This window comes from Pseudomonas sp. ASL7 (assembly GCF_056680375.1).
The window spans coordinates 146,937-159,446 of the sequence record NZ_CM155279.1 but is presented as its reverse complement, the minus strand read 5'-3'; the positions used below and the strand labels follow the sequence as shown (position 1 = coordinate 159,446).

Below are 12,510 nucleotides of genomic sequence, written 5' to 3'. Positions count from 1 at the left end.
ACGATATATCACGCTACTACGAATCCCGCCGCAAATCCGGCGGAATCGGCAAGTCATCCTTCAACGGATCCGGCCGCTTGCCCTTGCCCGCGCAGTGCTGTCGAATCTGGTAGACGTAAGCCAGCACCTGAGCAACCGCCAGATACAGCCCACCCGGAATTTCCTGCTCCAGCTCCGTGGAGTAATAAATCGACCGAGCCAACGCCGGCGACTCCAGCAACAACACTTCATTCGCCACCGCAATTTCACGAATCTTCAGTAGAAAAGGGGACAGATTTATTTTAACAGCAAAGAAATTGAAAAATTTACTAACAACAAAAAGGAACGGAGGTATTCGCTCCCACTAATCTCTACTGATCACTACAAGGAAGTAGGAAAATGTATGCCCAGAATAGGACGCGTTGTGCTGCCCAACTACCCCCACCATGTCGTACAGCGAGGCCATAATCGACAGGTCGTTTTCGCTGATGCAGGTGATTTTGAATACTATCTCTCCGATCTGCGCGAGCTAAAAGAGGCCTTTGGTGTAAGCGTTTATGCTTATTGCTTGATGACCAATCATGTCCATCTTTTGCTTGCCCCTGGTGACACTGCATCAAGCCTGGGTCAACTGATGAAAGCCCTCGCGGCTCGCATGACTCGCTATCGTAATAAGCTGGAAGGACGATCGGGCACCCTATGGGAGAGTCGTTACAAATCCAGTGTTGTTCAATCTGACACCTATCTTCTGGCGTGCAGCCGATATATTGAGCTGAACCCCGTGAGGGCTCATATCGTGTCGCGAGCAGAGAACTATCCGTGGTCAAGCTACCGTCTTCGCGTGATAGAGCCTGCAGAAAATAACTGGTTGGATATCGACCCCTGCTTTCAAGCGCTTGGCGATACTGAGCTCGTTCGCCGTAATCGCTACAAAGAATTTGTAGAGCAGGTCGCTCCGAGTGGCGAGGTGGAGCTAATAAGAGATGCTCTTCAGCGCGGGCAGCTGACAGGGACTTCCCGTTTCGTAGATGAAATCGAACACATCACAGGGCTTCGAATAATTGGTCGAGGGCAAGGCAGGCCTGCAATGTAAATAAATCCGTCCCCTTTACCTCTTGAATTTTAGAGACATCAATCAACTAAACATCCAGTTCTAGGAGTTCCGCCCTAAATCAGGCGGAGTCGGCAAATCATTCTTCAATGGATCAGGCCGCTTGCCCTTGCCAGCCCGGTACTGGCGCTTGCTCGGTGAGGTTCAAGACGGTATCTACAGGGGATCGATGAACACTTGGAGCTGCCGCAGGCTGCGATCTTTTGATTTTAAACATTTATGTTTAATCGACATCTCCAGATACCTATAGAGCCTACACATCCTTGCGCCACTGCCTACGACTACGCCAGAATCCGCCGGCTTGTGCGTCTAAGGGCCGGGTTCTATCGTTGCCGGGTCGCTGAAAAACAGCGATCGGGTTTGGTAGCCCGGTTACCTGTCGCATAATACAACGTAATGCAGATGCTTCTTCGTCTTCTGTTTTTATGGTGGTCATGCGTAGGGCGTCCTCGGACGCGCCGGGCTTTTGCTCCAGGTAACCGGTCTACCAACCTGCGTATGGCCGCCACCCTTCGTTTGGTAGCGAGGGTGATGGCTCCTTATGTCTTACCTGGAGTTTCATCCATGTTCAAACCAACACCCAACCCGCCGAAAGCCGACGACTCCCCCTCAATCGATCCGCAAAAACTCCACGAAGCCGCCGACCGCGCGCTCGATGACTTCGTCAACCTGTCCGCCCGCATAAACGCCACCACGCGAAAGCCCAGCACGATGTTCGTCATTGCGCCCGGCATCGATACCGAAAGCCTGCTGGCGCATGCCTGTGAGTCCCTGGCTTCGGCGAGTGTGTTGGCCAGTGATTTCGCGGGATGTCTGGAGGGGCCGCAGCGCAATACGATGCTGGCGATTCAGCAGATCATCATGCTGGGAGAACTGACGGTGAATCGCGCGCTGGATAACATCGATCCGCAGGGCTAGCGAATGCCTTGAGCCGAGGCAATCCCCTGTGGGAGCGAGCTTGCTCGCGATGGTGTGTCAGTTGACATCAATGTGTCTGACACACCATCGCGAGCAAGCTCGCTCCTACAGGATTTATCGCTGTATCAGGAATCTCTGCGCAAATCCGGCGGAATCGGCAAATCGTCCTTGAGCGGATCCGGACGCTTGCCCTTGCCAGCCCGGTGCTGTCGAATCTGGTAGACGTAGGCCAACACCTGGGCGACGGCGAGATAGAGGCCCCCGGGGATTTCCTGATCAAGCTCGGTGGAGTAATAGATCGACCGCGCCAGCGCCGGTGACTCCAGCAACAACACTTCATTCGCCACGGCGATTTCGCGGATTTTGAGGGCCAGGAAATCACTGCCCTTGGCAATCAACGTCGGTGCCCCGCCCTTGTCCGGGTCGTACTTGAGCGCCACGGCGTAGTGGGTCGGGTTGGTGATGACCACATCCGCTTTGGGAATCGCCGCCATCATCCGGCGCTGGGACATTTCGCGCCGCAACTGGCGAATCCTCTGTTTGACCTCCGGCCGCCCTTCCTGATCCTTGTGCTCGTCGCGCACTTCCTGCTTGGTCATCAGCAGTTTCTTGTGGCTCTCCCACAGCTGCACGGGCACGTCGACGGCGGCGATGATGATCAGGCCGCAGGCCATCCACAAGGTGCTCCAACCAACCACTTGCAGGCTGTGTGTGATCGCTTGATCCAGCGGTTCATGGGCAATGCGCAGCAGGTCGTCAATGTCTGAGGACAACACCGCCAGTGCCACGAACAACACAATGAAAAACTTCGCCAGGGCCTTGAGCAATTCCACCAGGGCCTTGGTCGAGAACATTCGCTTGAGCCCCGGGCCAGGGTTCATGCGACTGAACTTCGGCGCCATGGAGCCCGCTGCAAACAGCCAGCCGCCGAGCGAGATCGGGCCAATCAGCGCGGCCAACAGCAAGGTGATCATCACCGGCTGAATGGCCACCAGCGCGATCCACCCGGAGTGCAGCAGGAAGGTGCCCATGCTGCGCTGATCCAGTATGACTTCCCGCGAGAGCGAGAAGTCAATCCGCATGACCTCCATCATGTCCTGAGCCAGTGCGCCGCCGAAAATCAGCAGAGCGCCGGCACCGGCCAGCATGATCGCCAGGGTATTGAGTTCCTTGGAACGCGCAACCTCACCCTTCTCACGAGAGTCACTTTTGCGCTTGTCCGTGGGGTCTTCTGTTTTGTCCTGACCGCTTTCACTCTCAGCCATGACTCAGCTCGCCCGCGCCAATTCGCGTAAAAACTGCAAGGCCTCGACGGCCAGCGGTTGATACTGATTGAGAATGTCCGCCAGCCCGACCCAGAGAATAACCAGCCCCAGTACCAGGATCAGCGGGAAGCCAATGGAGAAGATGTTCAGCTGCGGTGCCGCCCGGGTCATCACGCCAAAGGCGATGTTGACCACCAGCAGCGCGGTGACCGCCGGCAGCACCAGCATTAACGCTGCCCCGAGCACCCAGCCCAGTTTGCCGGCCAGTTCCCAGTAGTGATTGACCATCAAGCCGCTGCCGACGGGCAATGTAGTGAAGCTTTCGGTGAGGACCTCGAAGACCACCAGATGGCCATTCATCGACAGGAACATCAGCGTCACGAGCATGGTGAAAAACTGCCCGATCACCGCCACCGACACGCCGTTAGTAGGGTCGACCATGGACGCGAAGCCCATGCCCATCTGAATCGCGATGATTTGCCCGGCGACCACAAAGGCCTGGAAGAACAGCTGCAGGGAGAACCCCAATACCGCGCCGACGAGAATCTGCTCGGCAATCAGCAGCAGGCCGCTCAAGTCCAATGCATGGACCGGCGGCATCGGTGGCAGGCCGGGCGCAATCACCACGGTAATCGCCAGTGCAAGGTAAAGACGCACGCGCTTGGGCACCAGGGTCGTACCAAACACCGGCATGACCATCAATAGGGAGCCGACGCGAAACAGCGGCAACATGAACGTTGCCACCCACGTGCCGATCTGGGTATCGGTCAGTTGCAGCAGCGACATGGCTTAGCCAATGACCTGAGGAATACTGCCGTACAACTGCAGGATGTACTCCATGAAGGTCTGCAACATCCACGGGCCAGCCACGATCAGCGTCACCAGCATCACCAGCAAGCGCGGCAGAAAGCTCAGGGTTTGTTCGTTGATCTGGGTGGCGGCCTGGAACATCGCCACCAGCAAACCGACCAGCAAGCTCGGGATCACCAGCACCGCAACCATCATGGTGGTCAGCCACAGCGCTTCCCGGAAGATGTCTACCGCAACTTCCGGGGTCATGGCGAAACACCGCCGAAACTGCTCGCCAGCGTGCCGATAATCAATGCCCAGCCATCCACCAGCACGAACAGCATGATTTTGAACGGCAGGGAAATGATCAGCGGCGACAGCATCATCATACCCATGGCCATCAGCACACTGGCCACGACCAGGTCGATGATCAGGAATGGAATGAAGATCATGAAACCGATCTGGAACGCGGTTTTCAGCTCGGACGTGACGAATGCCGGGACCAGAATGGTCAACGGCGCCTGGTCCGGCGACGCGATATCGGTGCGTTTGGACAAGCGCATGAACAACTCCAGATCGCTGCTGCGCGTCTGGGCGAGCATGAAGCCCTTGATCGGCACCTGCGCCTTGGCCACGGCATCCTGAGCGGTCATTTTTTCCGCGAGATAGGGCTGCAAGGCGTCCTGATTCACCCGGTCAAACACCGGCGCCATGATGAACAGGGTCAGGAACAGCGCCATGCCCGTGAGGATCTGGTTCGATGGCGTCTGCTGCAGGCCCAGGGCCTGACGCAAAATCGAGAAGACGATGATGATCCGGGTAAAACTGGTCATCAGCATGACGAACGCTGGAATGAAACTCAGCGCAGTCATGATCAGCAGGATTTGCAGGTTGACCGAGTATTCCTGAGCGCCATTGGCGTTGGTGCCCAGGGTGATCGCCGGAATCGACAACGGATCGGCGGCGAATACCAACGGCGCCGCCAGCATCAGGGCCAGCGTCAAGACGATGCGTAGCGCACCCATTACTTCTTATCCTTCTGATCCTTGCCCAACAGCTCCATCAGGCGCTGGGCGAACTCGGGTGTCGCCTTCTCGGTGCTCGGCACTTGCACCGGCTCCTTGAGCACATGCAACGCGGTGATGGTGCCGGGGCTCAGGCCGAGCAGAATCTGCTCGTTGCCCACTTGCACCAGCACCAATCGGTCACGAGGGCCGAGCGCGCGGGAGCCGATCAATTCGATCACCTGCCCTTTACCGGCAGGCCCGGCCTGCTGGACCCGGCGCAACAGCCAGGCGAGGAAGAAGATCAACCCCAGCACCAGCAGCAAGCCGAATACCAACTGCGTCAATTGCCCGGCCACACCGCTGCTGACCGCAGGCGCAGCCGCCGTGGTGGCCGCGGCGGCTGCGTTAGCCATCGGCTCGGCAGCCAGCACGCTGAACGGCAACGCCAGCGCTAACCCCAGCAAAGAACCCAGAACTTTTTTCACTTAGCGCAGCTTCTTGATGCGTTCGCTTGGGCTGATCACGTCAGTCAGGCGAATGCCGAACTTCTCGTTGACCACGACCACTTCGCCGTGAGCGATGAGTGTGCCATTGACCAGTACGTCGAGCGGCTCACCGGCCAGACGATCGAGCTCAATCACCGAACCCTGGTTGAGCTGCAGCAGGTTGCGGATGTTGATTTCGGTGCTGCCGACTTCCATGGAAATCGACACTGGAATGTCGAGAATCACATCCAGGTTCGGGCCTTCCAGGCTGACCGGGTCGTTGTTCTTCGGCACGCTGCCGAACTCTTCCATCGGCAGACGGTTGGACCGCGAACCGGCAGCGTCGGCAGCCAGCAAGGCATCGATGTCGTCCTGGCCGGCATCGCCTGTTTCTTCCAGGGCCGCAGCCCATTCATCGGCCAGCGCCTGGTCGTCCTGGGTATTCATATTGTCAGCCATCATTTGTCCTCGGCGGGCAAAAATTCAATAAGGTGCGGTCAGTTAAAGCGAATCAGCGGCGCTCGATCGGCTCGATCACTTGCAACGCGAGGTTGCCTTTGTGCGAGCCCATCTTGACCTTGAACGCAGGAACGCCGTTGGCGCGCATGATCATTTCTTCCGGCATGTCGACCGGGATAATGTCCCCCGGCTGCATGTGCAGGATGTCCCGCAGACGCAGCTGGCGACGGGCGACCGTGGCGCCGATTGGCACGTCGACGTCCAGCACGTCCTGGCGCAAGGCGTTGACCCAGCGCTCGTCCTGATCGTCGAGGTCCGACTGGAAGCCGGCGTCGAGCATTTCGCGCACCGGCTCGATCATCGAGTACGGCATCGTTACGTGCAGATCACCGCCACCGCCATCGAGCTCAATGTGGAACGTCGACACGACAACCGCTTCGCTTGGACCGACGATGTTGGCCATGGCCGGGTTTACTTCCGAGTTGATGTACTCGAAGTTCACTTCCATGATCGCCTGCCAGGCTTCCTTCAAGTCGACGAAGGCCTGTTCCAGCACCATACGCACCACACGCAGTTCGGTCGGGGTGAATTCACGCCCTTCGATCTTCGCGTGACGGCCGTCGCCGCCAAAGAAGTTGTCCACCAGTTTGAACACCAGTTTGGCGTCGAGGATGAACAGCGCAGTGCCGCGCAACGGTTTGATCTTGACCAGGTTGAGGCTGGTCGGTACGTACAGCGAGTGCACGTACTCGCCGAATTTCATCACCTGCACGCCACCGACGGCAACGTCCGCCGAGCGGCGCAGCATGTTGAACATGCTGATGCGGGTGTAGCGGGCGAAACGCTCGTTGATCATTTCCAGGGTCGGCATGCGTCCACGGACGATGCGATCCTGGCTGGTCAGGTCGTAGCTTTTAACGGTGCCGGGTTCGGCAGCGATATCGGTCTGAACCAGACCATCGTCGACGCCATGCAACAGCGCATCGATCTCATCCTGGGACAGCAGGTCCTGCACGGCCATGTCGTGTTCCTACTGCAGTACGAAATTAGTGAAAAGCAGCTGTTCGATCACCACTTTGCCGAGTTCTTTCTGCGCCACTTCCTGGACGCTGGCCGTGGCTTTCTGACGCAACATTTCCTGGCCTACCGGCGACGCCAGGGTGGCGAAGTCCTGGCCGGAGAACAGCATGACCAGGTTATTGCGGATCACCGGCATGTGGACTTTGAGCGCATCCAGATCAGCCTGATTGCGCCCCTGCAGGGTGATGCTCACCTGCATGTAACGCTGACGACCGTTCTGGTTGTAGTTGGCCACGAAGGCCGGGGCCATGGGCTCGAAAATCGCGGGTTGCTTGCCAACAGACGCTGTATCAGCCGCGACGACCGGCTTGCTCTGGGCACTGTGCATGAAGAACCAGGTCGCCCCCACGGACAAGCCGATCGCCAGCAGCAGGGCCACCACGATCACTATGATCAGCTTGAGTTTGCCTTTGGTTGCGGGATCTTTTACTGCTGCGTCGCTCTTCGCCATGCCAATAATCCGTCACTATTCGGGTTTTCACAGTCGCACGGCAAGGCAAGAGCAAGTGTTATGCCATGTAGGAGCGAGCTTGCTCGCGAAAGCCCGAGGCCGCCGCTGGGTGTCAGGTTTGACGGGTTATCGTTGGCGACCATCGCGAGCAGGCTCGCTCCTACAGGGGGGGGGGTGGATCAGGCGTTGTAATCGACAGCCCTGGAGCCAAAAGCCATGTAGGAGCGAGCTTGCTCGCGAAAAACCCGAGGCCGCCGCGGGGTGTCAGGTTTGGCGGGGTATCGTTGGCGACCATCGCGAGCAGGCTCGCTCCTACAGGGGGGGGGGTGGACCAGGCGTTGTAATCGACAGCCCTGGAGCCAAATGCCCTGTAGGAGCGAGCTTGCTCGCGAAAAACCCGAGGCCGCCGCGGGGTGCCAGGTTTGGCGGGTTATCGATGGCGACCATCGCGAGCAGGCTCGCTCCTACAGGGGGGATCAGGCGTAATAATCGGCGGCGCTGAAGCCAAATGCCATGTAGGAGCGAGCTTGCTCGCGAAAAGCCCGAGGCCGCCGCGGGGTGTCAGGTTTGGCGGGTTATCGTTGGCGACCATCGCGAGCAGGCTCGCTCCTACAGGGGGGGTGGATCAGGCGTAATAATCGGCGGCGCTGGAGCCAAATGCCCTGTAGGAGCGAGCTTGCTCGCGAAAAGCCCGAGGCCGCCGCGGGGTGTCAGGTTTGGCGGGTTATCGATGGCGACCATCGCGAGCAGGCTCGCTCCTACAGGGGGGATCAGGCGTAATAATCGGCGGCGCTGAAGCCAAATGCCATGTAGGAGCGAGCTTGCTCGCGAAAAGCCCGAGGCCGCCGCGGGGTGTCAGGTTTGGCGGGGTATCGTTGGCGACCATCGCGAGCAGGCTCGCTCCTACAGGGGGGTGGATCAGGCGTAGTAGTCGACGGCGCTGGAGCCGATCACGCTGGTAGTCGTTGCTGTTACTTCAGCAACGTTCGAGGCGACCGCTTCATCCATGGAATCAACTCGACCACCACTGGCGCTGGTGCGCCCGCCCTGGCCTTGGCCCTGCTGCGCCTGTCCCTGCGCCTGTCCCTGTCCCTGCCCGCCACGGGACTGATCGGAAACGTTGACGTCGACCTGGCCCATGCCTTGCTGCTCAAACATGTCACGCAAGCGGTGCATCTGGCCGTCCAGCGCTTCACGAACACCTGCATGCGCACTCATGAACGTTACTTGGGTCTGTTGGTCCGGAATCATGTTCACCCGAATGTCGAGGCGCCCCAGCTCGGCCGGTTGTAACTGGATATCGGCCGCCTTGAGATTAGCGCTGGACAGGTACATGACCCGGTTCACCACTTCTTCGGTCCAGCCACTCTGATGCATGGCGATCGGCTGGTTAACCGGCACTGCATTGGCGGTTTTCGGCGTGGCGGCCTGTGTCAGCGCCGCCAGACGGTTGGCAAAATCGTCGACACGGGTATCGCTACTGGCCGACTTCAGGTCCTTGAGACCGTCATCGATCAGCCCGCTGAATGCTTTGTCACCGCCCTGACTGGTGCTGTCTTTGTCGGCTTTGACATCGAGCATGGTCGCCATACCCGCAGCAAAGTTTTGCGCCGAGGTCAGATCACCGTCGGCCTGGGTCTGAGCCGAGGTCGGCGGCGCTTTAGGCTGTGCCTGGCTGGAGGCGGAAACGTGCCCGCTCTGCTCCATGGCCATGCGCAGGGCCGGCAGCGCGTCGAGGGGATCGGCTTCGGGATCGAAAGTGGTATCAGTTGCGGCACCGGTCGTTGGCGAGGATGCAGGGGGGAGCGTTGCAGCCGCAACGACCGGTGGTTGCTCGGTGGCCGCCACGGGTGCGGCGGTCGTCACTGGCGCAGTGGTCGTCACTGGCGCTGCAACCGCCGACTGTACTACCTGCATCAACGCAGGATCGAGCGCCGGGTCAACAGGCGCGGCATCGGTCACCGGCGTATCAGGTGTATTCGACGCATCATTGCTCGCGGTCTGGCCGTCGGCCGGCGCCGGTTTATCGGCGGGCAAGGAATTGCCGCTATCGGCAACCGCCGGTTCCGGGGCGGCAGACTTGTCGTGGCAGACGTCTTTTTTGCCGTTACGGTCCGGGGCGTGATCACGTACCGGCTTTGCCGGCTCGTTGTTCACGGCGGAGGGTTTGATCTGGGCATGATTGGCGTAGAGCTTGGCGAAGCTGGAGGCCTTGTCCGCAGGCTCAGCGGCCAGCGCCGGGGTATTGGCGGAGGCGGCCTGAGTCTTGGCCTGAGTCTTGGCCTGCGCGGCAGCCTGAAGAAGGGTATTGGGGGTAACGGGCATGACACGGGCTCCGCTGCACTGGGATCGTAGGTACAGTTGAGGGAGATTACTGCAAAGGTCGAGCCAGCTTTTTCCAATTGGTGCTAATAGCGCCGAACGGTGGGATGGGCTGCGAGAGAGCGCTGGCGCTCTGCCTCATAGAGTGGTCGCACGATGGCAAATTCACGGTCGATTTCACCGACGAGCTGTGCAATACCGACGAGACCTTCGTTTTTGGCCCGCTGCTCAAGCCCATGGCACAACTCGGCCAAGCGAATCGCGCCCAGATTACTGCTGCTACCCTTGAAACTATGGGCAGTTTCCATGAGCTGCGCGGCATCGTCAGTGTTGCGTAACAGATTCAAACGCTCTTCGGAATCGGCGAGAAAGGTATCCAGCAACGTCGGATACTCATCCTCCATGACTTCCTGCAATGCGCTCAGTACGTTTCGGTCCAGATGTGGGTTAGCCACTTGCTCACTCCTTGATCAAGAATGCGTGGATTATGCCAGAGCCTCCCAGAAAAATTCCACGCGGGCACTTCGACCCTCGTCGGACCAGCTGGCGTTGCGGCCCAGTTGGCGAACAAGACTGACCCCGCGCCCAGACAAACGGATGCCATCGAGGGGCCGCGCCATCACTTTCGCCACATCGAATCCCTGGCCACTGTCTTCGACACGAATCGTCAGGCAACCGCCCTCGCCCTTTGGCGCCACCTGCAAATTCACCCGCACATAGCCATCCTGCAACGCGTCCAGGCGCGCGTTACGCGTTTGATAATAGCGAGAAAAACCTGAGGCATCGCGCTTGAGACTTGAGTCCAGACCCAGCACACCATGCTCAAGCGCATTGGAGTAAAGTTCAGCCAGCACGCTGTAAAGCGCTCCGCTCTGGGCCCGTAGACCATGGACCTCAAGCAGCAATTGCAGAAGATACGGCAGCGGATTGAAGCGTTTGAGCGTGGCGGCGCGAAACTCGAAGCTCACCGACCAGTCCAGCGGGCAGGACTGACCGCTGTCGGAATAGACCAGGGCCGGCGGACTAAGCTGCGCAGCTTCCAGCAACCGGACTTCGACCATACTGACATCGTCACGAGCCTCACCGCGAAAGTCCCGTAGCGCCTGTTCGATCTCTTCGAACAGCTCATCAGGGTGGCGATTGGCTGCAAACACCTGCTGCAAGCGCTCTACGCCGAATAATTGCTCGTTTACGTCGCAGGTATCGATCACTCCGTCGGACAACAGGAAGACCCGATCCCCGACCGCCATGGGAAACACTTCAGTGCGGTCATCAAACGTTTGCGGGCTCAGCACGCCGAGTGGTAAATGGCGCGCTTTGAGCGGCGTCCGCGTGTCACTGGCAATACTGTGGAGGTAACCGTCCGGCATGCCACCATTCCAGACTTCCACCGAGCGCCGCTGAAAGCTCAGGCACAGCAACGTTGCACAACAGAACATGTCCACCGGCAGGATGCGTTTGAGCTTGGCATTCATCTCGCGCAAGGTTTCTGACAAGCCGTAACCTTTGGCGGTCATGCCGTAAAAAACTTCGGCCAGGGGCATAGCCCCGACCGCCGCTGGCAACCCGTGGCCAGTAAAATCGCCGAGCAGCACGTGCATGTCGCCGGCCGGGGTGAACGCAGCCAGCAGCAGGTCGCCGTTAAACAACGCATAGGGCGATTGCAGGTAGCGAATATTCGGGGCACTCAGGCAACCGGAGTGGGCCACTTTGTCGAACACGGCCTTGGCCACACGCTGCTCATTGAGCAGGTAGTCGTGGTGCCTGGCGATCTGGTCGCGCTGCTGCAATACGGTGGCCTGCAAGCGCCGCAAGCGGTCCATCGCCTTGATCTTGGCAGCGAGGATTACCTGGTTGTAAGGCTTTGCCAAAAAGTCATCGCCCCCGGCCTCCAGACAATGGGCCAGCGCTTCGCTTTCGCTCAACGAGGTCAGAAAGATGATCGGCACCAGGGTTTCCCCGGCCAGCACCTTGATCTGTTGCGCCGCCTCGAAACCATCCATCACCGGCATCATCGCGTCCATCAACACCAATTGCGGACGTTGCTGGCGAAACGCTTCGACCGCTTCAGCACCGTTTGCCGCCGTGAGCACTTGATGGCCCTGGCGACGAACGATACTCGACAACAGCATGCGATCGGCCGCGCTGTCTTCTGCGATCAGTATCGTCAGCGACTCGAACGGGGGAAGCTGGACGCTCATGCCAGGTCGAATATTTGTTCAAAGTTGGAGATGGCGAGAATTTTGCGCACATCGGCATTGGCGTTGCTCAATGTGACCTCGGCACTCTCGCCACCAGCGTGATCACGCAATAGCAACAGCATGCCCAGCGCTGAACTGTCGAGGTAGGTGGCGTCTTTCAAGTTCACCTCGAAGGACTGGGGCTTTGGCGCAAGGTTTTCGTAGGACTCGCGAAATTCCTGATGCTTGGCGAAATCGAATCGTCCCTTGATCGATATCGTCAGCTTTTGCCCATCCTGGGAGACTTCGGTAACGACTGACATTGAACGGCTTCCTTGTCTTGGGGGAACGTACGTGTACAAGGTTTAGCATTTGGCGCAGATGGGGGCAAGTGCAGGAGCGAGCTTGCTCGCGATGAACCTGAGCGCGCACGGGGGTATCAGGAAAACAGCGTTATCGTTGAC

General features: G+C 58.9%; 14 protein-coding genes and 1 pseudogene. 2 read left to right on the top strand and 13 right to left on the bottom strand.

Annotated elements, in window-relative coordinates; all coding sequences use genetic code 11:
• Positions 1–16 precede the first annotated feature (16 nt).
• A pseudogene (locus AC1MDT_RS00740) lies at positions 17–259 on the bottom strand (EscU/YscU/HrcU family type III secretion system export apparatus switch protein); the annotation flags it as partial.
• A 123-nt stretch (positions 260–382) separates the two neighbouring features.
• Here AC1MDT_RS00740 and AC1MDT_RS00735 point away from each other — a divergent pair.
• Both AC1MDT_RS00735 and AC1MDT_RS00730 read left to right on the top strand, forming a co-directional pair.
• On the top strand, positions 383–1,072 hold the full coding sequence (locus tag AC1MDT_RS00735) for a transposase (RefSeq protein WP_480420251.1): 690 nt from the start codon (positions 383–385) through the stop codon (positions 1,070–1,072).
• Between the two features lie 582 nt (positions 1,073–1,654).
• Positions 1,655–2,008 (top strand): DUF6124 family protein, encoded by a 354-nt coding sequence (locus AC1MDT_RS00730; RefSeq protein WP_480420250.1) that lies wholly within the window; start codon positions 1,655–1,657, stop codon positions 2,006–2,008.
• 125 nt (positions 2,009–2,133) lie between these two features.
• On the opposite strand, the gene flhB is transcribed toward AC1MDT_RS00730, so the two are convergent.
• The 12 genes from flhB to AC1MDT_RS00670 form a co-directional block, all read right to left on the bottom strand.
• Complete coding sequence (gene flhB / locus AC1MDT_RS00725) at positions 2,134–3,273, bottom strand: flagellar biosynthesis protein FlhB (RefSeq protein ID WP_480420249.1); 1,140 nt, start codon at positions 3,271–3,273, stop codon at positions 2,134–2,136.
• Positions 3,274–3,276: 3 nt separating this feature from the next.
• Complete coding sequence (fliR, locus tag AC1MDT_RS00720; RefSeq protein WP_480422888.1) at positions 3,277–4,053, bottom strand: flagellar biosynthetic protein FliR; 777 nt, start codon at positions 4,051–4,053, stop codon at positions 3,277–3,279.
• A 9-nt stretch (positions 4,054–4,062) separates the two neighbouring features.
• Positions 4,063–4,332 (bottom strand): flagellar biosynthesis protein FliQ, encoded by a 270-nt coding sequence (gene fliQ / locus AC1MDT_RS00715; RefSeq protein ID WP_480420248.1) that lies wholly within the window; start codon positions 4,330–4,332, stop codon positions 4,063–4,065.
• Entirely contained in the window at positions 4,329–5,087 is a 759-nt protein-coding gene (fliP, locus tag AC1MDT_RS00710; protein ID WP_480420247.1) for a flagellar type III secretion system pore protein FliP, read from the bottom strand. Before fliP ends, fliQ begins: the two co-directional genes overlap by 4 nt.
• Positions 5,087–5,554 carry a flagellar biosynthetic protein FliO gene (gene fliO / locus AC1MDT_RS00705; RefSeq protein ID WP_480420246.1) on the bottom strand — a complete coding sequence of 156 codons (468 nt, stop codon included), beginning with the start codon at positions 5,552–5,554 and terminating at the stop codon, positions 5,087–5,089. The genes fliP and fliO overlap by 1 nt, the downstream gene beginning before the upstream one ends.
• A complete protein-coding gene (fliN, locus tag AC1MDT_RS00700; RefSeq protein ID WP_414906091.1) occupies positions 5,555–6,013 on the bottom strand; it encodes a flagellar motor switch protein FliN in 459 nt (152 codons plus the stop codon). It lies immediately after the preceding gene.
• A gap of 52 nt (positions 6,014–6,065) precedes the next feature.
• A complete protein-coding gene (gene fliM / locus AC1MDT_RS00695; protein WP_201118848.1) occupies positions 6,066–7,034 on the bottom strand; it encodes a flagellar motor switch protein FliM in 969 nt (322 codons plus the stop codon).
• 9 nt (positions 7,035–7,043) lie between these two features.
• On the bottom strand, positions 7,044–7,544 hold the full coding sequence (gene fliL, locus AC1MDT_RS00690; RefSeq protein WP_480420245.1) for a flagellar basal body-associated protein FliL: 501 nt from the start codon (positions 7,542–7,544) through the stop codon (positions 7,044–7,046).
• A 918-nt stretch (positions 7,545–8,462) separates the two neighbouring features.
• Positions 8,463–9,869 carry a flagellar hook-length control protein FliK gene (locus AC1MDT_RS00685; protein WP_480420244.1) on the bottom strand — a complete coding sequence of 469 codons (1,407 nt, stop codon included), beginning with the start codon at positions 9,867–9,869 and terminating at the stop codon, positions 8,463–8,465.
• An 83-nt stretch (positions 9,870–9,952) separates the two neighbouring features.
• Entirely contained in the window at positions 9,953–10,321 is a 369-nt protein-coding gene (locus AC1MDT_RS00680; RefSeq protein ID WP_480420243.1) for an Hpt domain-containing protein, read from the bottom strand.
• 30 nt (positions 10,322–10,351) lie between these two features.
• Positions 10,352–12,067, bottom strand: a complete 1,716-nt coding sequence (locus tag AC1MDT_RS00675; protein ID WP_480420242.1) for an ATP-binding SpoIIE family protein phosphatase — start codon at positions 12,065–12,067, stop codon at positions 10,352–10,354.
• A complete protein-coding gene (locus AC1MDT_RS00670) occupies positions 12,064–12,369 on the bottom strand; it encodes an STAS domain-containing protein (protein ID WP_480420241.1) in 306 nt (101 codons plus the stop codon). The genes AC1MDT_RS00675 and AC1MDT_RS00670 overlap by 4 nt, the downstream gene beginning before the upstream one ends.
• Positions 12,370–12,510: the final 141 nt, after the last annotated feature.

Coding starts and splice junctions, on each gene's coding strand:
- AC1MDT_RS00735 (WP_480420251.1), top strand. CDS start 383: ATGCCCAGAATAGGACGCGTTGTGCTGCCCAACTACCCCCACCATGTC.
- AC1MDT_RS00730 (WP_480420250.1), top strand. CDS start 1,655: ATGTTCAAACCAACACCCAACCCGCCGAAAGCCGACGACTCCCCCTCA.
- flhB (WP_480420249.1), bottom strand. CDS start 3,273: ATGGCTGAGAGTGAAAGCGGTCAGGACAAAACAGAAGACCCCACGGAC.
- fliQ (WP_480420248.1), bottom strand. CDS start 4,332: ATGACCCCGGAAGTTGCGGTAGACATCTTCCGGGAAGCGCTGTGGCTG.
- fliP (WP_480420247.1), bottom strand. CDS start 5,087: ATGGGTGCGCTACGCATCGTCTTGACGCTGGCCCTGATGCTGGCGGCG.
- fliN (WP_414906091.1), bottom strand. CDS start 6,013: ATGGCTGACAATATGAATACCCAGGACGACCAGGCGCTGGCCGATGAA.
- fliM (WP_201118848.1), bottom strand. CDS start 7,034: ATGGCCGTGCAGGACCTGCTGTCCCAGGATGAGATCGATGCGCTGTTG.
- fliL (WP_480420245.1), bottom strand. CDS start 7,544: ATGGCGAAGAGCGACGCAGCAGTAAAAGATCCCGCAACCAAAGGCAAA.
- AC1MDT_RS00685 (WP_480420244.1), bottom strand. CDS start 9,869: ATGCCCGTTACCCCCAATACCCTTCTTCAGGCTGCCGCGCAGGCCAAG.
- AC1MDT_RS00675 (WP_480420242.1), bottom strand. CDS start 12,067: ATGAGCGTCCAGCTTCCCCCGTTCGAGTCGCTGACGATACTGATCGCA.
- AC1MDT_RS00670 (WP_480420241.1), bottom strand. CDS start 12,369: ATGTCAGTCGTTACCGAAGTCTCCCAGGATGGGCAAAAGCTGACGATA.